The following is a 21573-nucleotide window of genomic DNA, read 5'->3' on the forward strand; positions in this document are numbered from 1 at the left end:
CGATCCGGCCGGCCGGAAGTTGTCAGGGCTTCTCGCGCAGCGGCTTGCCCTCGCTGACGTCGGCGAGCACCTCGCGCAGCTCGCCCTCACCGAGCGAGTGCTTGTCGTGGTCGGCCTCGACCAGCTCGTAGAGCCGGGTCTGCACCTGGCTGACGTGCGGGATGTCGGTGAGCACCGTCTGTCCCCGCTCGCCCGCCGACTCGATGGTCAGCGTGCCGCAGCCGAGCAGCCGCTCGACGAAGTGCTGGTTCATCGTGTGGTCGTTCACCCGGCCGAGCGGGATGTCCCGCCGGTCCAGGTGGAAGACACCCTGTTGCAGCACCACCCGCTCGTTGGTGAACAGGTAGTGGGTGGCCCGCCAGACCAGGAACGGCCAGAGGCTGAGCCACAGTACGAGCACCAGGCCGAGCGCCGCGATCACGTACAGGCCGATGGAGCCGGCATTGCCGTCGGGCAGCAGCACCGCCCCGACGATCACGGCGGCGACGGCCAGCACCAGCACCAGTACCGGCCGGATCAGGGCCTTCCAGTGCGGGTGCAGATGCAGCACGACGTGCTCGTCCGCGGTGAGCACATCTTCGGGGAAAGCCACGCAAACCTCCTGGGATACGTCGGTGTTCGCGCTGACCGTAGCGGCTCCGGGTTACCGGGCGCGTCACCTGATCGTCGACACTCCCCCGACGTGACGAGCGTGGTTGTTCCGCCCCCGCTGTCCGACTCGGATCCGGGCGTCAGCGCAGGTGCAGCACGTCACCGGCGGCCACCCGGTGCTCACCGTCGGCTGCCCGGACCACCAACCGGCCCTCCGGATCGACCGTGCTCGCCGAGCCGACCAGCTCGTCGCCGCCCGGCAGCAGCACCCGTACCGGCTCGCCGACCGTCGCGCTGTGCCGCAGGTAGGCGGCGCGCAGGCCGGACGCCTCGGCGTCGCCGCCGGCCAGCCGCCAGCGCGCGTACCAGTCGGCCAGGCCGCGCAGCAGTGCCCGCAGCAGCGGATCGCGGTCGACCACCGACGCCCCGGCCAACCGCAACGAGGTGGCCACCAGGCCGGTCGGGTTGGTTGGCAGCTCGTCCGCCCGCAGGGTCACGTTCAGCCCGATCCCGACCACGATCGCCGGCGGCCGGCCGACCGTGGCCGCCGGCACCGCCTCGGCCAGGATGCCGGCACCCTTCGCCGCGCCGAGCAGCAGGTCGTTCGGCCACTTCAGGCCGACCGCCAGCCCGTCGGGCAGCTCCCCGATCCGGGTCACCGCCTCGACCAGCGCGACTCCGGCCAGCAGCGGCAGCCAGCCGTACGCCGCGGGGGTCACGCCCGGCCAGCCACGGGCCTCGACCTGCTCCCCCGGCCGGAGCAGGACGCTGGCCGCGATCCCGGCCCGGGGTGGCGACTGCCAGCTACGGCCCCGACGACCGCGCCCGGCGGTCTGTGTCTCGGCGACCACCACCAGCCCCTCCGGCTCGCCGGAGGTGGCCGCGGCGACCGCGTCGGCATTGGTGGAACCGGTCTCGGCGCGCAGGTCCAGCCGGGTCCAGAGGCCGTCCGGGACGATCAGCGCCCGCCGCAGCCCACGGGCGTCGAGCGGGGGACGGTCAAGATCGGTGTACGGCGAGCCCGGCATCAGGCCAGCCTACGGCCGCCACACCGGGGCCCGGGGCGGAGCCCGCCGAGCCGGTGGAGCGCGACCTCGGCCAAGGCAGCGGCCGACCAGGTCGCCGACGAGCACCGCTCACCGGCCACGGTCACAGCGGTGAGGCCAAGCCCACCCCGGCGGTCGGCGACGGCCGGGCGGGCGCATCGTTACGATCCAGGACTGGGCCTGCGTGCAGGAAGCGCCGGGCGTGCACGGGCACCGTGAGCGCGAGCAGCGAACGAGGCTGGCCCCGCAGTCGCGAGGAAAGGCAGGCACCGAACGTGAGCGCGAGCAGCGAGGTCGAGATCAACACCCGCAGCACCGCCGGGAAACTGGCGGACCTGCAACGGCGGGTGGACGAGGCGGTGCACGCCGGATCCGCCCGCGCGGTGGAGAAGCAGCACGCGCGGGGCAAGAAGACCGCCCGTGAGCGGATCGAACTGCTGCTCGACCCCGGTTCCTTTGTCGAGCTGGACGGACTGGCCCGGCACCGGTCCACCAACTTCGGGCTGGACCGCACCCGCCCGTACGGGGACGGCGTGGTCACCGGGTACGGCACCGTCGACGGCCGGCAGGTCTGCGTCTTCGCCCAGGACTTCACCATCTTCGGCGGTTCCCTCGGCGAGGTCTTCGGCCAGAAGATCGTCAAGGTGATGGACCTGGCCATGAAGATCGGCTGCCCGGTGGTGGGGATCAACGACTCCGGCGGCGCCCGGATCCAGGAGGGCGTGGTCAGCCTCGGCCTCTACGGGGAGATCTTCTTCCGCAACGTCCGCGCCTCCGGCGTGATCCCGCAGATCTCGCTGGTGATGGGGCCCTGCGCGGGCGGCGCGGTCTACTCCCCCGCGGTCACCGACTTCACCGTGATGGTCGACCAGACCTCGCACATGTTCATCACCGGACCCGACGTGATCAAGACGGTGACCGGCGAGGACGTCGGCATGGAGGAACTCGGCGGGGCGCGTACGCACAACACCCGCAGCGGCAACGCGCACTATCTCGCCAGCGACGAGGAAGACGCGATCGACTACGTCAAGGCGCTGCTGTCGTACCTGCCGGCGAACAACCTGGACGAGCCGCCGACGTACGCCACCGACGCCGACCCGGAGATCACCGACGCCGACCGGGAACTGGACACCCTGATCCCGGACTCGGCGAACCAGCCGTACGACATCCACACGGTGATCGAGCACGTGCTCGACGACGGCGAGTTCCTTGAGGTCCACCCGCTCTACGCGCAGAACATCGTGGTCGGCTTCGGCCGGGTCGAGGGGCGCCCGGTCGGCGTGGTGGCGAACCAGCCGATGCACTTCGCCGGCACCCTGGACATCGCCGCCTCGGAGAAGGCCGCCCGGTTCGTCCGCACCTGCGACGCGTTCAACATCCCCGTACTGACCTTTGTGGACGTACCCGGATTCCTGCCCGGCACCGGGCAGGAGTGGGACGGCATCATCCGCCGGGGCGCGAAGCTCATCTACGCCTACGCCGAGGCGACCGTCCCGAAGGTCACCGTCATCACCCGGAAGGCCTACGGCGGAGCGTACGACGTGATGGGCTCCAAGCACCTCGGCGCCGACCTCAACTTCGCCTGGCCGACCGCACAGATAGCGGTGATGGGCGCCCAGGGCGCGGTGAACATCCTCTACCGCGCCGAACTGGGCGCCGCCGAGGACCCGGCCGCCGTCCGCGCCGCAAAGGTCGCCGAGTACGAGGAGACGCTGGCCAACCCGTACGTCGCCGCCGAGCGCGGCTACGTCGACTCGGTCATCGCACCGGCCGAGACGCGTACCCAGATCGTCCGGGCGCTACGGGTGCTGCGGACCAAGCGGGAGACGCTGCCGCCGAAGAAGCACGGCAACATCCCGCTGTAGCCCGCGGTTGGTTTTCAGCACGGGTCGGCCGGTCAGCGGCGCGGGTCGGCCGGTCAGCAGCGCGGGTTCGCGAATGGGCAGAGCCAGGCGGCGGCCCGGTCGGCGAGCTGGCGCATCCGCGCGTCGTCGTAGTCGTACGACTCCAGCACGGCGACCAGGTCGCCGACGCGTACCACGGCGTAGAGGGTGACGGTGCCGCTGGCGGGTCCCGTGCCCACCGGGCCCGTCGGCGCGCTGACCTCCTGCCGGACCAGCAGCGACTGGTTGCCGGCGAACCCGTCGCCGAGCACCCGCCAGGCGTGCCGGGTGGCGTTGGCACCCGTGGCGGCCGGCCCCGTCGTGGCGCCGGGAGGGACCGAGCGGGTGGAACCGGGCGGAAAGGCCGGCGCGGTCGGCTTTCCCGGTGAAGCCGGCGCGGTCGGGTCGGCCGGGGAAGCCGGCGCGGTCGGGGTGGCCGGGGGGGGCGGGGTGGCGTAGAGGGTCGAGACCGTCGGTGGGGCGTCGTACGTCCGGCACGCCTCGACCACCCGACGGACGTCGTCCACCACGGTCCGGGCGGCAGCGCCGTCGGCGTACCGGGTCACCTGCTGTGCCAGTGACTGCCAGCGGCCGTCCTCGGTGTCGCCGCCAACGGTGCGCCCACGGCTGTACCGGTGATCCTGGTAGCCGGTCAGGCGCAGCCCGGCGTAGGCCGGGCAGCTCTGGGCGAGCCGGAACGGCCAGTCCGGGTAGGAACCGGGCTGCCAGCTGTGATCCTCGTCGATCCGGAAGTTGAGCCCGAGGTCGGCCGGCTGGAGCAGGGCGATCGCCGGAATCCAGGCCGGGTCGCGGCTCGTCACCCCGCCGCTGGACCGCCCGGGTACCGTCCCGTCCGGTGCCGACGACGCCGTGGCCGGCACGGCGGCCTCCGGGTCGGCTCGCCCGGCGACCGACTCCGGTCCGGTAGCGCCCCGGGGCAGGGCGCCGACCACTCCCCAGATCGTGGCGAAGACCAGCACGACGGCGACCGGCACCGCCACCGCCGTACGCCGGGCCCGGCGGCGCCCCCGCGCCCGGATCTGTTCCGGCGCGGGCCAGCTCACCCCGGCCAGGTCCGTCGCGAGTCGCTCGGCGAGCAGCCGGGCCCGGTCGTCCAGCAGATCGGGCAGGACCGGTTCGGGGTACGGATCCGGTGGCGGCTCGTTCATCAGCGCCGCCAGCGACTCCGGCAGGACGTCCCGCCCCGGCTCCGCGGACAGGTCCACCACCGGCTCCACCGCCTGGTTCACCGCCTGATCCGCTGCCGACTCCCGGTCCCCTGTCGGGTCCGGTTCCGGCATCCGCTCCACCCACGACTCAGGCATCGGCGGCCTCCTCCAGTTCGACGACGGCCAGCAGGCCGGCCAGCGCCACCCGGCCCCGGGACAGTCGGGCCTTGACGGTGCCGACCGGGGCACCGGTCTCCCGCGCCACCTCGGCGACCGGGAGGCCGAGCAGGTAGTACAGGGCCAGCGCGGTGCGCTGCTCCTCGGGCAGCCGGCGCAGCGCGGCCACCACGTCGACGGTGTCCGTGCCCGGCCCCGGCGTCACGTTCTCCACCACGCCATGACGCAGGTACGCCCGCGCCCGGCTGCGAATGCTCCGCCACCGGCTCACCGCGACCCGGGCGGCGACGACCCGTACCCACGATTCCGGGTCCTCGTAGCCGCTCACCGTCGACCAGCGCTGCCAGGCCCGGATGTACGCCTCCTGGACCGCGTCCTGTGCCTCGGACAGGTCACCGGTGAGCAGGTACACGTAGCCGAGCAACCGTTGCCGGCTCCCCCGGTAGAACTCGTCGAATCCGCCGACGTCGTCGGGCACCGGCTACCTCCCCCTGGGCGTCGGAGGTCATACGCGTACGGGCCGGTGGTCGGTTGCCGCTCGGCGCCGACTTTTCCGGCGTACCGGGTCAGGGCAGCAGTTGCGCGGGTGGGAAACCGCCGGCCGGGATCCGTTCGCGTACGGCGCGCCGGACCGCGCGCTGCACGGCCGCGTTCACCGGCGTCGGCACCCCGTGCAGGCGGCCCAGCAGCACGATCTCGCCGTTGAGGTAGTCGGTCTCGGTCGAACCGGTGCCCCGGGCCAGGCTCTGCCAGGTCGAACTGCCGGCCCGCTCCCGCCCCGCCACCGGCTTGGCCCGTACGTTGTCGGCCCGGTCGGCCGCCTCCTCCGCGCGGGAGGTGTGCGCGATTCCGGCCGCCGCCAGGGCACCGATCCCCTCGGCGCGCAGCCGCTCGGCCAGCTCCGGGTCGGCGTCGCGGCCGAACAGCGCGTCCAGCCCGTTACCGAGGTTGGCCAGCAGTTTGCCGTACTTCCAGCGCATCACGTCGTCCCGTACCCGGGTCACGAATCCGCTCTCGGAGAGTTCGTCGGCGACCTGCCGTACGGTGTCGTCCGCGCCGCTCGGGTAGCCGCCGAGTTGCAGCATCCCCGAGTGCGGGTGCCCCTCGGCGGCGATCACACCCGGCTCCAGGAAGGTGGCGGGCAGCCAGAGGCAGACCGGGTGAACCCGGTCGAAGCGGCGCAGCGCGGCCCGCTCGTTGGCCACCCCGTTCTGGGCGGTCAGCAGCGGCAGCCGGTCGGCGGCCGTACCGCCGCCGGTGACCGGCGTCCCCGCCCAGTCGCCGAGCGCGGTCTGGGTGTCCTGGGACTTGACCGTGAGCACCAGCGTGGTGTCCGGCGTCAGCTCCAGCTCGGCCGGGCCGCCGACGGCCGGCAGGGCGACGGTCTGCTCACCGTCCGGGGTGGCCAGGGTCAGCCCCCGGGAGCGGAGCGCGTCCAGTTGCGCGCCGCGGGCCACCAGCGTCACGTCGTGGCCGGCCAGGGCCAGCCGTACGCCGATGGTTCCGCCGACCGCACCGGCGCCGATGATCACATAACGCACCGGCTCATTCTGCTCCTGCCCGATCGGCCGGACCCGGGCGGCCCGCAGCCCCGTCGCCCTGTCGCCCTGTCGCCCTGTTGCCCCGTCGCCTAGCTCCCTGTCGCTCTGTTGCCGGGTGGACGGGGTTGGACGGGTGGGCCGGGTCAGAAGGGCAGGTCGAGGTTGGCCAGGTGGGCGCCGGCCAGCAGGCTCGTACCGATGCCGAGCGCGAGCAGGTTGACCAGGCCGAACAGTCCGACCCAGAAGATGGCGGGCAGGAAGGTGATGCCGGCGAGCTGGTCCGCGTCGGAGGCCGGCATCCGCCCGCGTCGCCGCAGCGTCTGCAACTCGCCGACCGGGCGGATACCGCCGATCAGCAGGAACCACACCCCGGCGTACGCGAACACCGCCTGCACCTGCGGTCCGGCGAACCAGGAGACGCCGAACACCACCGCGGTGGTGACCACTACCGAGATGACGCCGAACACGTTGCGGATCATGACGAGCATGGCCAGCAGCAGCACCACCGCTATCCAGAGCAGCAGGGTGATCCGGTTACCGCCGAGCAGCCAGGCTCCGGCGAGCCCGATCAGTGACGGGGCGACATAGCCGGCGAGCAGGGTGACGGCCATGCCGGGCCCGGACGGCCGTCCGGCCGACAGGGTCAGGCCGGAGGTGTCCGAGTGGAGCCTGACGCCGTGCAGGCGACGCCCGGTGAGCAGGGCGGCCAGGGCGTGCCCGCCCTCGTGCGCGATCGTGATCGCGTTGCGGCCGATCCGCCACGGGATCCGGGTCAGCACCACGGCGAGCGCGGCCAGCCCGGTGAGCAGGACGAGCAGCGGCGGTGGATCCGGTTGGGCGTCGAACAGCCGGTTCCAGACCTCGGTGAAGCTGTCGATCGACACAGCCGGGGAGCCTAGCCCACCTGCGCGAGGCCGACGATTCGGCGACGACGACGTACCCGGGTCGGCTGAGCCCGTACCCGACTTGCGGGACTTGAGGAACATTTAAGAAAAACGATCTGATCCGCTCAGCTTCCGTACCCGTACCCATCGATGCTGCAACCGAGCAGCACGGGATCAAGGGAGCGGTGCATGTACAGGAGAAGCGGGACGACCGGCCGGGCACGGAAGCTGCTCATCGGTGTGGCCGCGACGGCCCTGCTCGGCACCGCACTGGCGGTCGGTACGGGAATGAGCAACGCGGGCGAGAACTGCAACGGCCTCGACACCGCACTGCGCAACAACCTGAACTTCATGGCCGACCAGCGGGCCAACCCGGACGCCCAGTCGCTGGCCCGCATCGCCAACCGGCAGGCGGTTGTCGACCTCATCGAACAGCGCCGCGCCACGGCGGGCTGCAAGCGACGGGTCAACGCGGATCGACCTGCGCCGCCCGCCCCGGCAAACCCGCCGGCCGATCCGGTGAACCCGCCGGCCGATCCGGTGAGCCCGCCGGACGCGCCCGCCGGTGGGGGCGCACCGGGCGCCGGTGAGGTCGTGTGCGAGGGCTCGACCGTCACCCTCTTCAACGAGAATGCCGCGCCCGCCGCGTCCAGCGGAACGTTCCCGATCGGCACCACCCTCAGGGTCACCAACCTGGACAACAACAAGAGCACCACGGTACGGGTGACCAGCCCGTCGGGCAGTTGCGTGCTGCTCAACGACGCGGCGTTCGAGCAGGTCCGCGAGCCGGGCAAGTTCCTGATCCGACGGGCCGTGATCGAGCGGGTCGGCTGACCCGGGTCCCCGGACCAGCCTCCCCGGCTGGCGCCACGCCACAACCGAAGACGACGACAGCCGGATCGGTCATCCCGTCGTGGGGATCACCGGTCCGGCTGTCGTCGTACTCCGGACCGCTCGAACGCGGGTCCGGGCAGTCACAGACCCGGCGAAGTTTCTCAGGCCCTCCGTCGGGCAGTCATCGGGGCCCGCGCGACTTCCCTGGCCGGCACGCTCGGCCGCAGCAGTCGCCAGGTGCCAACCACCCCGACGGCCATGGTCACGACGCTCGCGAGTGCGATCAGCGCGACCATCCCGAAGCTCGCCAGAATCAGCGCCAGGTCGCCGACGGCGACCAGCATCCAGAGCGCCACACTCGGCTTCGTCGTACGTTGTCGGAAACTCATGTCGTACCTCCTTCCGTCGTTGTGTCAGCAGTACCCCGACGGAAGGAAGGTCATGCGGATCAGCCCGGTGCGGGAAGGAATCCGTCCGAGATCAGTTGCAGTTCGTCCAGGTTGTCCTGCCAGGCACCGGCCGGCGTCGACCAGTAGATCGCGTACCCGTGCTTCGGGCCGGTGACGAACCCCCGGTTGACCACGTGCAGCGGGTTGCCGTTGCTGGAGGTGTAGGTCCACTCCCAGTCCGCGGCCTCAAGGAAGTAGTCGATCTCCTTGATGACCACCTGCTTGTAGTTGCGGTACCGGCCGGCGTCGACCCGTGCCCGCTCCTGGCGTCTCCAGTCCGCGACCGCGTCCGACTGCGGGGTGCTCGTCTGATCGATCATGAGCATCCGGGCGCCGCTGGGCTCGTTGAACTCGACCGAGGTCCGGTTCCGCTGCACCCGCCAGCCGACCGGCACCGGCACGGTGAACCCGGTCGGATCCTTGTGCCAGGTCCAGCCCGCCGGCAGCGGGCCCGAGCCCCGGGTCATCGCCGGCGGCGAGGGAGCCGAACTGGTCGGCGCGATGCTCGGCTCGGCGGTGGGCGGCGGTGCGGCCGGCGCCGTCGTGGCCGCCGGGGGCCCGGCGGACGCCGAAGCGGAGGGCTCCCCGCCCGACTGGGCCGCGTTCCGGTCGTCCGGGTCCCGGTTCGTCAACGGGATGACCACCACCAACGCGACCAGCAGCAGCGCGACCAGCCCGCCGATCAGCCACATCCGCTGCTTGTTCAGGAACGGAACCCTGTTGCCACCCGCACCCGGCGACGACCCGAACGGACCGAACGTCTTCCCGCGCGTCTCCACCCGCGCCGCACCGGCCACGACCTCCGTCGGCGCGGCGGCAACCAGGGCAGGTTCGGCCGAAGCCGATGCGCCCGAGCCTGGTTTGCCCGAGCCGGGTGTGGCCGGGGCGACCGGTGCGGCGGCAGCGGCGGCCGTTGGCGGTTCGGCGGACGGCGGGGCGTCGAGCTTCGTCGTCCTGTCCGGAGCCGACGCGGCCGAATCGACCTGCTCGTCGGAATCAGCCGCGTCCGACGGGACGGCGCCGGGTCCAGCGGTCGGCGTACCGGCGGTTTCCGGCTGGTCCGGGGTGTCGGCGCCGACCCGGTCGGGGGCGGCGGCATCGGCGGCAGCCGCTGCGGCGGTGGCCGGTGGGAGGGGATCCGACCCGGCCCCACCGATGAAATCCGCGATGGACGACGAGGGCTCGGCCGGCTCCGTCGGCCTCGTCGGCTGGCGCTGCGCCGGCAACGGCACCACCCGGGTACGCGCCTCGCGTGGCCCGTGCGGGCTCGGCCGGCGTACCCCGTCCAGTAGTGAGATCGCCCCGCGCGGCCGTTTGTCGGACGCGCGCCGCAACAGGCGCTCGGCCACCTCGGCCGTGATCCGCTGGGTCGGATCCTTGCGCAGCAGCCCGTTGAGGACCGCCTTCAGTGGTCCGGCCCGCTTCGCCGGTGGTGGTGGCTCGGTGGCCAGCGCGGCCAGGGTCGCGATCGCCGACGACCGGGCGTACGGCGACTGCCCCTCGACCGCCGCGTACAACGTCGCGCCCAGCGACCAGAGGTCCGCCTCCGGACCGGCGGTGCCGTCCCGCGCCCGCTCCGGCGCGATGTACGCGGGCGAGCCCAGCACCAACCCGGTACGGGTCACGTTCGGGTCACCCGGCACCGTGGCCAACCCGAAATCGGTCAGCACCACCCGGCCGTCCTCACCGAGCAGCACGTTGCCCGGCTTGACGTCCCGGTGCATCACGCCGGCCTTGTGCGCCGCCTTCAGCGCGCCCAGCACGCCGAGCCCGATCTCGGCCGCCCGCCCCGGCGACACCGGCCCGTCAGCGGCAAGCGCGTCCTGGAGCGAGCGGGACCGGACGTACTCCATGACGATCCACGGATCGGCATCCGTACGCAGCACGTCGAAGACGCGGACAACATTGATGTTGTTGAGCCGGGCGATCGCCCGCGCCTCGCGCAGCGACCGCTCGCGCATCTCGCGCCGCTCGTCGGTGGTGAGTCCGGGTGGCGGGACCAACTCCTTGATGGCCACATCGCGGTGCAGCACCTCGTCGCGGGCGCGCCAGACACGGCCCATGCCGCCCTGACCGAGCGGCTCCACGAGCCGGTACCGGTCAGCGATCAATTGGGGGGGCGCCTCGGACATCCCGTGGACGGTACCCGGACTGGAGCCTCCTCACACCAGCGGCACGCGCATGTGAGACGTACCCGCACGTGTGAGGCGTACCTCCGTTGCCCGGTGCAACCTACGGCCGGCGTCGTTCCCTTACGTACCGGCACGTCAACCGTCGTCGTACCCTCGTCTCATGTCTGACGCTCGTGCCGTGCCCGACCGGGAGCCGGCGTTCCGCGTGGTGCGGGGCACCCCCACCGCCGAGGAAATCGCCGCCCTGGTGGGCGCCATCCTGCTGCGGCCGCGACCGGCCGCGCCGGCCCGTCGCAGCGGCGGGTCACCCTGGGTACGCGCATCGCGACCCGGTACGGTGTCCGCGTCCGGCCTACCCACACGCCCGGCCATCGATGCCTGGCGGTTGTCCGGACTGCCCCGCTGAACGTCCGAACGGGGCTGCTGACACGGGCCCTCGCCGACTAGCCTCGGACGGGCACCACGCCGTGACACCTGGGGAGGGGACACGTGGCGATTCCCGAGGAGGACCTTCCGCCGGCCTGGCTGCGGGACTACGGCGACATCGAAGCCGACATCAGCAAGATGGAGGAGTTCGCGGCCAACCTCGACGCCGAGGTCCGGCAGAACTACGCCCCGCACCTGGACTACCTCCGCGAGGACGTGACCGCGGAGATACCGAAGCCGGCGGCCGAGTTTCCCGAACTGGTCTCGTTCCTCCAGACACACCAGGCAATCCAGCAGGACAGCACCAACGTCGTCTTCCACTACCGGGACGCGACCGGTGGCTTTGCGCAGGCAGCCAAGGAGGTCAGCGAGAACTACGGCAGGTCCGACGCGTTCGCCCTGGCCCGGGTGAAGGAGGTCGAATCCGCCCTGGACAAGACCTCGGCCGCGCGCCTGCCCGAAGCGGGCACCACCACCCCGCCCCCGGCCACGGACAACCCGGGAGTGTCCTGATGCTCATCGCCGACGGGGGTGGCGGCTACTCCGGCACCACCAACTGGTACGACTACGACGTCAAGCAGATGTGGGCGACGCTGGAGAACCAGCAGACCGACGGTCACTGGCAGCACGTCACCGGCTGGCAACGTACGCACGAGCTGGCCGGGACGCACATGTCCCGCCTCCGGACGTACCGCGAGGGCCTGATCCAGGCCTGGCCACCGGAGAAGAGCGCCGCGTCACGGGCGTACGTCGAACGGCTGGACTTCCTGATCGAGAGCGTCGAGCAGTCGTACGAGGCGGCCATCGCCAACCGCTCCGCCCTGTCCGGCGCCACCAGCGCGATCAGCGACGCACGCCGCGAGCTCAAGACCGTCCACGACGAGTACGAGCGCAAACTCGCCGCAAAGCTGGAGTACGAGCGCACGGTCACCCCGCCGACGGCCACTCCCTCGCCGAGTCCCAGTCCGACCCCGTCCCCGTCGCCCGGACCCGCCCCCACCCCGCCGGTGACCCAGGCCGAGCTCGATCGGCTGAACAACAGAGCCCGCATCATCATGTACGGCCTCAGCAGCGAACTAGTCCAAGCCCAAGCCCAACTAAAACAGCCCCCGCCGTATCAAGGCAGACCCGGATTCGAGGTCGATCGCAACACTGACGTCTACGGAGGTGGGGCGCCTCCGATAATCCCGCCCGTGGTACCGGCGCCGACGGGCGGGCCGAGTTCAGCGATGCCGAATGGTGGTTCTCCAATCCATCACCCGGTGCCGGCGCCTTCCGCGCCATCCGTCGGGCCCGTTCTCGGGGGCAATGGTCCGACGCTCGGCGGCGTTGCGCCGCCCATTCCTACCACTCCAATGGCCCCGGTGTCGCCACCCGTCATCACACCTACTCCGCCGTCCTCTCCCGGTATCGGGCCGGGTTTTCCAGCCCCGTTGCCACCGGCCCCAGGCGGCTTCGGCACGACCTACCCGGGGCCACTCGGCACTAGTCCTGTCACGGGTGGGCTCACCAAGCCGGGCGTTGGCGGAGTCCCAAGCGCTCCCCGCGCAATGCCTCCCGGCGGGATGATCGGTGGCACGCCTGGGATGGGACAGCCCGGAGCAGGCATATCACCAGCCCGCCAGATCAATCCCGTTGGCGGAATGATCGGCGGCGGCGCAGGTAGCACAGCCCCGATGGGCGGTGCGGGCGGGCGCTCCGGCGGCACCATGTCGATCGGCGCCAATGGCGGCCAGCGATCAATCGCCCCGCCCGGCAGTCGCCCCAACAGGCGTGGCGAGGACGAAGCCGGCCAGCAATGGGATCCGGACAACCCATGGGAAACCGACGAAGGGGTCGCACCCGTCATGCGCGCTCCTCGGGAGGTCGGCCGGATCGACCCCGGACCAGCCATCGGATTCGATCGGTGATCTTGCGGACCGCTTTTGCGGCCTTGGCGGCGCTCTGCGCCACGGCGATCGCGGCCCTACCCGCAGGGTCAGCATCTGCCGACCGTATCCGTGACGACCAGTGGCACCTGCGGTACCTGAGGGTGGCCGAGGCCCACAAGCTGACACAGGGTGCTGGCGTAACGGTCGCCGTGATCGACACCGGCGTTGACCCGCATCCAGACCTACGAAACAACCTGCTATCGGGCACGGAAACTCGCCCAGGGGGCAGCGGTGACGGTCGCGAGGACATTGACAGTCACGGTACCAAGATGGCGGGATTGATTGCTGCGCACGGGAAAGCGGGAAACAATGGCGCCCTGGGAATTGCACCGGAAGCGAAGATTCTGCCGATTCGCTATGCCGCCCGTTCAGGGGATTCTACCGACGACAGTGTCGCCAAGGGAATCGAATGGGCAATAGCCCAAAAAGTACAAGTAATAAGCATCTCGATTGGCGGCGGCACCTCTCCACGCGAATCCGCCGCCGTGAAGTCCGCAATTGCAGCTAATATTGTGATCGTTGCCGCCGCAGGCAACATCCCTCAAAGCTATGGTATAGGCTTTCCCGCCGCCTACGAGGGCGTAGTCGCAGTCGGAGCAAGCGATCGAAACGGAACCCGGGCCAAGGTCTCCGTGACAGGCGACAAGCTAGCGATCCTTGCGCCAGGCGTTGACATCTACGGCACCAGCTTTGACGGCAAGTACAGCAGAGGTACCGGGACCTCGGACTCGACTGCGATTGTGGCGGGGGCGGCGGCGCTTATTCGGAGCAGGTATCCGGATCTCTCGGCCGAGGAGGTCGTACATCGGTTGACGGCGACGGCCGTGGACAAGGGGCCGCCCGGACACGACGACGAGTACGGCGACGGCGTACTCGATCTGATGGCGGCGCTGACCGCTGACGTACCCCCGCTGGCGGCTGGTACGTCAGCGAGTGCGCCCGCCTCAATCAGCCCGAGTGCGGGTGCGAGCGCGACCGGAGGCCCGTCCGTTGCGACCCCGAGGGGCATGGGTACCGGCACCCTGCTGACCGTCTTCGCCGTCTTCCTGCTGCTCGCCATCGTTGTCGCGCTGCTGGTCGTACGGTCGCACCGGCGTGCTGCCGGACGGGGCGCACCGCCCGGCGACCCAGCCTGATCCGGCGGCGGAGTCGGGCACGGTAGCGTACGGATTCATGCGTCCGACGAACCAGCTTCGCTTCGTGCTCGCCTCGGCCAGTCCGGCCCGGCGCAAGAGCCTACAGGCCGCCGGCATCGAGCCGGAGGTACTGGTCAGCGGCGTTGACGAGTCGAAGGCGAACGCCGAGCTGGCGGAGACGCTCTGCCTCGACCTGGCCCGGCTCAAGGCGGAGGCGATCACCGACCGGGTCCGGTCGACCAGCGAGCCGACGACGCTCGTGCTCGGTTGCGATTCCGTACTGGCCTTCGACGGGGAGATCCTGGGTAAGCCGGTAGACGCCGACGACGCCACCCGGCGGTGGAAGCAGATGCGCGGGCGGTCGGGGGTGCTGCACAGCGGTCACTGCCTGATCGACGTGACCGGTGGTCGCCGGGCCGAGGCGGTCGCCTCCACGACGGTGCACTTCGCTCCCGTCACCGACGACGAGATCGCCGCGTACGTGGCGACCGGTGAACCGTTGCAGGTGGCGGGCGCGTTCACCATCGACGGGCTGGGTGGCCCGTTCGTCGAGCGGGTGGAGGGCGACCCGGGCACCGTGGTCGGGCTCTCCCTGCCACTGCTGCGCAATCTGCTGGGCGAGCTTGACGTACGGATCACCGACCTGTGGCAGCGGTAACGGCACCGGGCCGAGCGCGGTTCTACCGTCCCGGGTCGGTACTGGTCTAGCGTCTGGGCATGACCACGAAGTCGCTGCCGCTGACCGAGGAACTGCACTCGTACCTGATCGCGCACGGCAGCCCGCCGGACGACATCGCCCGCGAGTTGATCGACGAGACGGTCGACGCGCTGCCGAACGATGCCCAGATGCAGGTCGCCCCGGAACAGGCGGCGCTGCTCACCTTCCTCACCCGGTTGGTGAACGCGCGGCAGGCGGTGGAGGTCGGCACCTTCACCGGGATGTCCGCCCTGGCGATCGCTCGCGGTCTGCCCGCCGACGGCAAGCTGACCTGCTTCGACATCTCCGCGGAGTACACCTCGGTGGCCCGTCGGTACTGGTCGCGGGCGGGGGTGGACGACCGGATCGAGTTGCGGATCGGGCCGGCGGCCGAGGGGCTGCGGTCGCTGCCGACCGAGCCGCACCTGGATCTCGCCTTCATCGACGCGGACAAGACGAGCTACCCGATCTACTGGGACGAGTTGGTGCCCCGGATGCGTCCGGGTGGACTGATCGCGGTGGACAACGTGCTGCGCGGTGGTCGGGTCCTCGCTCCGCAGGACGCGGCCGACCGGGCCATCGTGGCGTTCAACGCCGACGTCCGGGCCGATGTCCGGGTCGACGTGGTGATGCTGCCGATCGCCGACGGTCTCACCCTGGCCCGCCGCCGCTGACCTGACCCGCTCGCGCGTCGACTGAGCCCACCGAGCCGCCGATGACAGCTACAACAGCTCAGGTGGCGGCTTCGACGGCCGGTGCCGCGGGGCCGTCGATCCTGGCGTCCAGGGGCGGGGCGGCGGCCGGCGGTAGCCGGAGCGCGCGGGCCAGCCGTACGGCGAGCAGCGCGGCGATCACGATGAACAGCGGCAGCAGCAGGAAGGCCAGGTGTGGGCCGACCGAGTCGGCGACCCGGCCGAGTACGACCGGGGCGATGCCGAACCCGATCGCCACGGAGTAGGACGAGTAGGCCGCCGCCCGGTCCGGCTGTCCCGGTGCGGCGGCCAGCGCCATCGAGATGCCCAACGGATAGTGCATGGCGTTGCCCAGCCCGACCACTACCAGGCCGGCGACGGCCAGCCAGCCGACCGGCGCGGCCCAGAAGATGCCGAACCCGACGAACGAGACGGCGAGCGCGGCGAACAGGAACGGCACCGGGGCGACCCGGAGCGCGATCCGGCCGCCGGCGAGCCGGCCCAGGAACATGCCGGCGACGATCGCGGCGAGGGCCGCCGAGGCGGCTCCGGCCGACATGCCGGCGTTGCCACGCAGCACGTCGGCGGCCCAGAGGGAGAGGCAGACCTCGATCGAGCCGGTGACGCCGAGCAACAGCCAGGCGATCCAGTACGTGCGCGGCAGCCGCCCCGGTCGGGTGCCGGCAGCCGCGGTAGCGGGGGTGCCGTGCGGTAGGCGTACCCGGAAGACGAACGCGGACGCGGCGACCAGCGCGATCAGCCCGACCTCGACGGCGATCGCCGGCCGCCAGCCGAGGCCGGCGCCGACGGTGAGACCGATGACGATCGGGGCGAGGATCCCCATGCCGGCGCAGGCGGCGTTCGCCTCGCTGATCGCGGCCGGCGAGTTGGGGCCGTGGTGGTCGGCGAGGGTGGTGTTGACGCCGCTGACCAGCATGAACCCGAAGGTGGCGGCGATGGTCGCGGCGGTGAGGGTGGCCGGCAGGGTGTGGAACAGGCAGAGTGTGACGACCGCGACGACGACGCCGGCGAGCCCGAGCCAGTTTGTCCGGCCGCGCCCGATCTTCGTTGACAGCGAGGGGAAGAGGAAGCCGCCGAGCAGGGCTCCGACGGCGAGCGCGGTGCTGTGCAGGCCGGCGACGGCCGCGCTGGTGCCCTGTTCGTCGCGGAGCAGCGGCACCACCGGCCCGAAGCCGTAGAGGAAGAAGCCCCAGACGCCGAGTTGGGCATAGGTCAACCAGGTGATCCGGTCATGGAGGAGGCGGGGCACGCTCCTTACGCTACAAGCGATCGGAACGTGCCCCGTTGACCAGGTGAAACACCTTCAAGAACCGCTTACCGTACGCTGCGGGCGAACTCGCGGGCCGCCCAGGCGACGGCGACGGCGGTGAGTACGGCCACGATGCCGAGGCCCTGCCAGACCCTGTCGTTGCCGAGGTCACCGGCGAACAGCGCCCTGGTCCCCTCCACCGCCCAGGAGAACGGGTTCCAGTCGGCGACGGCCTGGAGCCAGCCGGGTGCGAAGGTGAGCGGCAGCAGGATGCCGGAGAGCAGCAGCAGCGGCTGGGCGATGGTGTTCATCAGTGGGGCGAGCGCGTCCTCGCTCTTGACCATCAGCGCGATCCCGTACGAGACGGCCGAGGTCATCAGCGCGATCAGGGCGAGCATCAGGTACGCCAGCAGCAGGTCGCCGATGAAGACGGTGAGTCCGAACAGCAGTGCCAGCAGGGTGATGATGATCGCCTGGACGATCAGCGACACGACGTCACGCAGCGAGCGGCCGAGCAGCAGGGCGAGCCGGCTGATCGGGGTGACCCGCGATCGTTCGATCACTCCGGCGCGCAGTTCGGCGATCAGGCCGAAGCCCTGGAACAGGCCGCCGAAGATGGCCAGCAGCACCAGCAGACCGGGTACGAAGATGCGGTACGCGTCGGCCTGGGTCGGCGCGTTGAGTGCGGGCTTGAGCAGGGGTGCGAAGAGCAGCAGGTACATCACCGGCTGGAAGACGCCGACGAAGACCCAGATGGGTTGACGGAGGAGGAGCAGCATCTGCCGCTCGAAGATCAGCCAGGTGTCCCGGGCGAATTTCATGACGGTCTCCGGTCGCGGGGGTGGGCTCAGGACTCGCGCAGCGAGCGGCCGGTCTTGGTGAGGAAGACGTCGTCGAGGCTGGGCCGGTGCAGTTCGATCGCGCGCAGCGGGATGCCGCTGCTGTCGAGTGCGCGCAGGATCTGCGGGATGGCGGTGGCGCCGTCGTCGACGTAGAGGCGCAGCCCGCCCTCGTCGAGGGTTTCCAGCTTGAGCACGAAGGGCTGGGTGTCGAGGGCCTCGGCGGCCTTCGGGGTGGCGGCCGGGTCGAGGCCGACCTGCACCATCTCGCCGGAGATCTCCCGCTTGAGTTCGGCCGGTGTGCCCTCGGCGACGATCTCGCCGTGGTCCATGATCGCGATCCGGTCGCAGAGCGCGTCGGCCTCGTCGAGGTAGTGGGTGGTGATGAAGACGGTCATGCCGTCGGCGCGCAGCCGCCGGATCTCGTCCCACATATGGGCCCGGCTCTGCGGGTCGAGACCGGTGGTCGGCTCGTCCAGGAAGACGATCTTCGGCTCGTGGATGATGCCGAGCGCGATGTCGACCCGGCGGCGCTGACCGCCGGAGTAGGTCTTGCACTTGCGGTCGGCGTACTCGGTGAGCTCGAAGGCGGCCAGGGCGTTCACCGCGCGCCGCCGGGCTTCGACCCTGCCGATGCCGTACATCCGGGCCTGGAGCACGAGTTCCTCACGGGCGGTGGACTCGTCCCAGGTGCTCCCTCCCTGGGCGACGTAGCCGATCCGACGGCGCACCTCGCCGGGGTCGGCGCGCAGGTCGGCGCCGGCGATCAATGCTTCTCCACCGTCCGGCTCGATCAGGGTGGCCAGCATGCGCAGGGTGGTTGTCTTGCCGGCACCGTTCGGGCCGAGGAAGCCGTAGATCTCCCCCTCGCGCACCAGGAGGTCGACGCCGCGCACCGCCTCCACCGTCTTGGTCTGTCGACCCTGGCGGGAGCGGAAGGATTTCCGCAGCCCCTTGGTCTCGATCATCTTCAGCTCCTGGTTGGTCGGGCCGGCAGACCGCCGACCACTGTCCCCCGGGGACCAACGCCGCAGGCGCGCACCCCAACACTCGACCCGAGGCTAACGCGATATAACTCATCTAGTCAAGGTTGATTATTACTCGAATCAAGTCTTGAGTGCTACTCGTCGCCGAACACCCCACGGTTCGTATCGCCGGATTCCGGACGCTCCGCACCCCGGGGCTCGGCCAATGCCTCCGTCTGCGCCCGCATCGCGCCCCAACCCGCCGCCTCCGCCAGCTGATCAGGCAGGTACGACACTCCGGAGTCGATCCGCTCCGCGATCCGTTCGCACCAGCCGCTCTCGGCCTCCGCGCGGGCCATCCACAGCTCGAACATCCAGCCCACGTGCACCGGCTTCGACTTGCGTACCCAGTCCGAATCGAGGGAGGCGCGCATGGACTCGTGCGCGGCACGCAGGAGCTGCGCCCGGTTGCGCAGCGCCGCCGCCGCCTCCTCGCGGGGCAGGGCCGGCAGGAACGAGAAGGCCGCCGCGAACGGGTCGGGCGGGGTCTGCAACCGCCACCACATGTCCCGCAGCAGCGTCTCGAACTCGTCCTCCCCCTTCTCCGTCACCTCGTACGTGGTCCGGGCCGGACGGGCACCAACCTGTTCGGTCGCCACCTCGCGCAGCAGGCCCTCCTCGGTCAGCTTGCGCAGCGCGTGGTAGATCGAACCTGGCTGTACGTTGGCCCAGTCGTCGGCGCTCCAGCTCAGTAGCTCGCGGCGCACGTCGTAACCGTGCACCGGCTGCATCCAGCGGACCAGACCGAGAATCATCATGCGGGTACTCGACACAGCACAAGCGTAATAAACAAATTTGACTAAAGTGCGGGGCGACGGGCGGGCCAGTGCCACAGGACACAGGCTGGCCCGGTGAAGTTGATCAAATGCGCCGATAAACTCCCCGAGTACCCAACATCAGCGGTGCATGCGGGAACAACGAAGCAGGGAACAACGAGGAAACGGCCCCCCGGCAGTACAGGAAAGGCCGAAGCGGCCACAGCCAGGAGAGGACGAGCGTGCGCAAGGTACTCATCGCCAACCGGGGCGAGATCGCCGTCCGGGTCGTCCGCGCCTGCCGGGACGCCGGCCTGGGCAGCGTCGCGGTCTACGCCGACTCCGACCGGGACGCCTTGCACGCCACCCTGGCCGACGAGGCCTACGCGCTCAACGGCGACAGCGCGGCCGACACGTACCTGCGGATCGACAAGTTGCTGGACGTGGCGACGCGTTCCGGCGCCGACGCCGTACATCCGGGTTACGGGTTCCTCGCCGAGAACGCGGACTTCGCGACCGCCGTCATCGACGCCGGGCTGACCTGGATCGGGCCGACCCCGCAGGCCATCCGCGACCTCGGCGACAAGGTCACCGCCCGGCACATCGCGCAGCGGGCCGGCGCCCCGCTGGTGCCCGGAACCCCGGACCCGGTGCAGGGGCCGGACGAGGTGATCGCGTTCGCCATCGACCACGGCCTGCCGGTAGCCATCAAGGCGGCGTTCGGCGGCGGCGGTCGCGGGCTGAAGGTGGCCCGGACGATGGAGGAGATCCCCGCGCTGTTCGAGTCGGCCACCCGGGAGGCGGTCGCCGCCTTCGGCCGGGGCGAGTGCTTCGTCGAGCGCTACCTGGACCGGCCCCGGCACGTGGAGGCGCAGATCCTCGCCGACCAGCACGGCAACGTGATCGTGGTCGGCACCCGCGACTGCTCGTTGCAGCGCCGGCACCAGAAACTGGTCGAGGAGGCGCCCGCGCCGTTCCTGACCGACGCCCAGCGCGCCGAGATCCACGCCAGCGCCAAGGCGATCTGCCGGGAGGCCGGCTACCACGGCGCCGGCACGGTGGAATACCTCGTCGGCGTCGACGGCACCATCTCGTTCCTGGAGGTCAACACCCGGCTCCAGGTGGAACACCCGGTCACCGAGGAGACCGCCGGCATCGACCTGGTCCGCGAGCAGTTCCGGATCGCCGACGGCGAGAAGCTGCGGCTGGCCCAGGACCCGACACCGCGCGGGCACTCGATCGAGTTCCGGATCAACGGCGAGGACCCCGGCCGAGGCTTCCTGCCCGCACCCGGCACGGTCACCGCGCTGCGACTGCCGTCCGGTCCCGGCGTACGGGTCGACACCGGCATCTCGGCCGGCGACGTCATCGGCGGCAACTTCGACTCACTGCTGGCCAAGGTGATCATCACCGGGGAGACCCGGACCGAGGCGCTGGAACGGGCCCGGCGGGCACTGGACGAGATGACCGTCGACGGGATGGCGACCGCACTGCCGTTCCACCGGCTGGTGGTCCGCGACCCGGCCTTCACCGCCGAGCCGTTCGCCGTACACACCAGGTGGATCGAGACCGAGTTCGACAACACCGTACCGGCGTTCACCGCCGCCGCCCCGGCCGCCGACGCGGCCGGCCCGCGCGAGACCGTCGTGGTCGAGGTCGGCGGCAAGCGGATCGAGGTCAGCCTGCCCGCCGGCTTCGGCTCCGGTACGGGCACCAGCCCGGCCCCCGGCCCGGCCACCCGTCGTGGCGCCGGCCGCGGATCCGCCACCCGTACGGGCGCGGCTGCCGGTGCCGGTGGCGACGCGCTGACCTCGCCGATGCAGGGCACCATCGTGAAGATCGCGGTCGCCGACGGTGACACCGTGGCCGAGGGCGACCTGGTGGTGGTCCTGGAGGCGATGAAGATGGAACAACCCCTGTACGCCCACAAGGCCGGCGTGATCAACGACCTCGGCACCGAAGCGGGTGCCGTCATCACCGCCGGCGCCGCCATCTGCACCATCCGCTGACCACCGGCCCTGTCCGTCCCGCTGACCGAGCCGGCCGGGTCGGTCCAGCTGAGCGGGAGTAACAGGTCCCGCCCGGGGGCATGATGA

The 21573-nt window shown here is 71.1% G+C and carries 21 protein-coding genes; 9 read left to right on the forward strand and 12 right to left on the reverse strand.

Annotated features, from left to right (window positions below; translation table 11 throughout):
* Positions 1 to 22: 22 nt before the first annotated feature.
* Together OG792_RS29570 and OG792_RS29575 are read right to left on the reverse strand one after the other, a co-directional pair.
* The gene (locus tag OG792_RS29570; RefSeq protein ID WP_329104405.1) at positions 23 to 592 is read right to left on the reverse strand and encodes a PH domain-containing protein; all 570 of its coding nucleotides are present in this window, start codon (positions 590 to 592) and stop codon (positions 23 to 25) included.
* 139 nt (positions 593 to 731) lie between these two features.
* On the reverse strand, positions 732 to 1619 hold the full coding sequence (locus OG792_RS29575; protein WP_329104407.1) for a biotin--[acetyl-CoA-carboxylase] ligase: 888 nt from the start codon (positions 1617 to 1619) through the stop codon (positions 732 to 734).
* A 293-nt stretch (positions 1620 to 1912) separates the two neighbouring features.
* On the opposite strand from OG792_RS29575, the gene OG792_RS29580 reads away from it, so the two are divergent.
* Positions 1913 to 3502: an acyl-CoA carboxylase subunit beta gene (locus OG792_RS29580; protein ID WP_329104409.1), complete on the forward strand. Its 1590-nt coding sequence runs from the start codon at positions 1913 to 1915 to the stop codon at positions 3500 to 3502.
* Between the two features lie 53 nt (positions 3503 to 3555).
* Here OG792_RS29580 and OG792_RS29585 read toward each other — a convergent pair whose 3' ends face one another.
* The 4 genes from OG792_RS29585 to OG792_RS29600 all read right to left on the reverse strand — a co-directional run bounded on the left by OG792_RS29585 (position 3556) and on the right by OG792_RS29600 (position 7291).
* The gene (locus OG792_RS29585) at positions 3556 to 4845 is read right to left on the reverse strand and encodes a hypothetical protein (RefSeq protein WP_329104411.1); all 1290 of its coding nucleotides are present in this window, start codon (positions 4843 to 4845) and stop codon (positions 3556 to 3558) included.
* Positions 4838 to 5344, reverse strand: a complete 507-nt coding sequence (locus OG792_RS29590; RefSeq protein WP_329104413.1) for a sigma factor-like helix-turn-helix DNA-binding protein — start codon at positions 5342 to 5344, stop codon at positions 4838 to 4840. Before OG792_RS29590 ends, OG792_RS29585 begins: the two co-directional genes overlap by 8 nt.
* 88 nt (positions 5345 to 5432) lie before the next feature.
* Complete coding sequence (locus OG792_RS29595; RefSeq protein WP_329104415.1) at positions 5433 to 6407, reverse strand: ketopantoate reductase family protein; 975 nt, start codon at positions 6405 to 6407, stop codon at positions 5433 to 5435.
* Positions 6408 to 6550: 143 nt separating this feature from the next.
* Positions 6551 to 7291 (reverse strand): M50 family metallopeptidase, encoded by a 741-nt coding sequence (locus OG792_RS29600; protein ID WP_329104417.1) that lies wholly within the window; start codon positions 7289 to 7291, stop codon positions 6551 to 6553.
* Between the two features lie 189 nt (positions 7292 to 7480).
* Here OG792_RS29600 and OG792_RS29605 point away from each other — a divergent pair, with 189 nt between their 5' ends.
* Positions 7481 to 8125, forward strand: coding sequence for a hypothetical protein (locus OG792_RS29605; protein ID WP_329104418.1), 645 nt, complete (start codon positions 7481 to 7483; stop codon positions 8123 to 8125).
* Between the two features lie 161 nt (positions 8126 to 8286).
* Here OG792_RS29605 and OG792_RS29610 read toward each other — a convergent pair whose 3' ends face one another.
* Together OG792_RS29610 and OG792_RS29615 are read right to left on the reverse strand one after the other, a co-directional pair.
* Positions 8287 to 8514: a hypothetical protein gene (locus OG792_RS29610; protein WP_329104420.1), complete on the reverse strand. Its 228-nt coding sequence runs from the start codon at positions 8512 to 8514 to the stop codon at positions 8287 to 8289.
* 59 nt (positions 8515 to 8573) lie between these two features.
* Entirely contained in the window at positions 8574 to 10706 is a 2133-nt protein-coding gene (locus OG792_RS29615) for a serine/threonine-protein kinase (protein WP_329104421.1), read from the reverse strand.
* A gap of 160 nt (positions 10707 to 10866) precedes the next feature.
* On the opposite strand from OG792_RS29615, the gene OG792_RS29620 reads away from it, so the two are divergent.
* The 6 genes from OG792_RS29620 to OG792_RS29645 all read left to right on the forward strand — a co-directional run bounded on the left by OG792_RS29620 (position 10867) and on the right by OG792_RS29645 (position 15570).
* Complete coding sequence (locus tag OG792_RS29620) at positions 10867 to 11112, forward strand: acyl-CoA carboxylase epsilon subunit (RefSeq protein WP_442932323.1); 246 nt, start codon at positions 10867 to 10869, stop codon at positions 11110 to 11112.
* Positions 11113 to 11195: 83 nt separating this feature from the next.
* The gene (locus OG792_RS29625) at positions 11196 to 11645 is read left to right on the forward strand and encodes a hypothetical protein (protein ID WP_329104423.1); all 450 of its coding nucleotides are present in this window, start codon (positions 11196 to 11198) and stop codon (positions 11643 to 11645) included.
* On the forward strand, positions 11645 to 13042 hold the full coding sequence (locus OG792_RS29630; protein WP_329104425.1) for a hypothetical protein: 1398 nt from the start codon (positions 11645 to 11647) through the stop codon (positions 13040 to 13042). The genes OG792_RS29625 and OG792_RS29630 overlap by 1 nt, the downstream gene beginning before the upstream one ends.
* Positions 13039 to 14199 carry a type VII secretion-associated serine protease mycosin gene (mycP, locus tag OG792_RS29635; RefSeq protein ID WP_329104427.1) on the forward strand — a complete coding sequence of 387 codons (1161 nt, stop codon included), beginning with the start codon at positions 13039 to 13041 and terminating at the stop codon, positions 14197 to 14199. The genes OG792_RS29630 and mycP overlap by 4 nt, the downstream gene beginning before the upstream one ends.
* Before the next feature lie 37 nt (positions 14200 to 14236).
* Positions 14237 to 14857, forward strand: coding sequence for a Maf family protein (locus tag OG792_RS29640; RefSeq protein ID WP_329104429.1), 621 nt, complete (start codon positions 14237 to 14239; stop codon positions 14855 to 14857).
* A 59-nt stretch (positions 14858 to 14916) separates the two neighbouring features.
* A complete protein-coding gene (locus OG792_RS29645; protein WP_329104431.1) occupies positions 14917 to 15570 on the forward strand; it encodes an O-methyltransferase in 654 nt (217 codons plus the stop codon).
* Between the two features lie 58 nt (positions 15571 to 15628).
* Here OG792_RS29645 and OG792_RS29650 read toward each other — a convergent pair whose 3' ends face one another.
* The 4 genes from OG792_RS29650 to OG792_RS29665 form a co-directional block, all read right to left on the reverse strand.
* Positions 15629 to 16858 carry an MFS transporter gene (locus OG792_RS29650; protein WP_329104433.1) on the reverse strand — a complete coding sequence of 410 codons (1230 nt, stop codon included), beginning with the start codon at positions 16856 to 16858 and terminating at the stop codon, positions 15629 to 15631.
* Between the two features lie 65 nt (positions 16859 to 16923).
* On the reverse strand, positions 16924 to 17679 hold the full coding sequence (locus OG792_RS29655) for an ABC transporter permease (RefSeq protein WP_329104435.1): 756 nt from the start codon (positions 17677 to 17679) through the stop codon (positions 16924 to 16926).
* Between the two features lie 26 nt (positions 17680 to 17705).
* On the reverse strand, positions 17706 to 18665 hold the full coding sequence (locus OG792_RS29660; RefSeq protein WP_329104437.1) for an ATP-binding cassette domain-containing protein: 960 nt from the start codon (positions 18663 to 18665) through the stop codon (positions 17706 to 17708).
* 152 nt (positions 18666 to 18817) lie between these two features.
* Positions 18818 to 19495 carry a PadR family transcriptional regulator gene (locus OG792_RS29665; protein WP_329104438.1) on the reverse strand — a complete coding sequence of 226 codons (678 nt, stop codon included), beginning with the start codon at positions 19493 to 19495 and terminating at the stop codon, positions 18818 to 18820.
* Between the two features lie 224 nt (positions 19496 to 19719).
* On the opposite strand from OG792_RS29665, the gene OG792_RS29670 reads away from it, so the two are divergent.
* Positions 19720 to 21486 (forward strand): ATP-binding protein, encoded by a 1767-nt coding sequence (locus OG792_RS29670; protein ID WP_329104440.1) that lies wholly within the window; start codon positions 19720 to 19722, stop codon positions 21484 to 21486.
* The last annotated feature ends 87 nt before the right edge of the window (positions 21487 to 21573 follow it).

This window comes from Micromonospora sp. NBC_01699 (genome assembly GCF_036250065.1).
Classification (GTDB): Bacteria; Actinomycetota; Actinomycetes; order Mycobacteriales; family Micromonosporaceae; genus Micromonospora_G.

What these genes read in the sequence shown, in the direction of transcription:
- OG792_RS29630 (WP_329104425.1), top strand. Translation starts at nt 11,645, where the DNA reads ATGCTCATCGCCGACGGGGGTGGCGGCTACTCCGGCACCACCAACTGG.
- OG792_RS29605 (WP_329104418.1), top strand. Translation starts at nt 7,481, where the DNA reads ATGTACAGGAGAAGCGGGACGACCGGCCGGGCACGGAAGCTGCTCATC.
- OG792_RS29585 (WP_329104411.1), bottom strand. Translation starts at nt 4,845, where the DNA reads ATGCCTGAGTCGTGGGTGGAGCGGATGCCGGAACCGGACCCGACAGGG.
- OG792_RS29610 (WP_329104420.1), bottom strand. Translation starts at nt 8,514, where the DNA reads ATGAGTTTCCGACAACGTACGACGAAGCCGAGTGTGGCGCTCTGGATG.
- OG792_RS29620 (WP_442932323.1), top strand. Translation starts at nt 10,867, where the DNA reads ATGTCTGACGCTCGTGCCGTGCCCGACCGGGAGCCGGCGTTCCGCGTG.
- OG792_RS29615 (WP_329104421.1), bottom strand. Translation starts at nt 10,706, where the DNA reads ATGTCCGAGGCGCCCCCCCAATTGATCGCTGACCGGTACCGGCTCGTG.
- OG792_RS29645 (WP_329104431.1), top strand. Translation starts at nt 14,917, where the DNA reads ATGACCACGAAGTCGCTGCCGCTGACCGAGGAACTGCACTCGTACCTG.
- OG792_RS29640 (WP_329104429.1), top strand. Translation starts at nt 14,237, where the DNA reads ATGCGTCCGACGAACCAGCTTCGCTTCGTGCTCGCCTCGGCCAGTCCG.
- OG792_RS29575 (WP_329104407.1), bottom strand. Translation starts at nt 1,619, where the DNA reads ATGCCGGGCTCGCCGTACACCGATCTTGACCGTCCCCCGCTCGACGCC.
- OG792_RS29660 (WP_329104437.1), bottom strand. Translation starts at nt 18,665, where the DNA reads ATGATCGAGACCAAGGGGCTGCGGAAATCCTTCCGCTCCCGCCAGGGT.
- OG792_RS29655 (WP_329104435.1), bottom strand. Translation starts at nt 17,679, where the DNA reads ATGAAATTCGCCCGGGACACCTGGCTGATCTTCGAGCGGCAGATGCTG.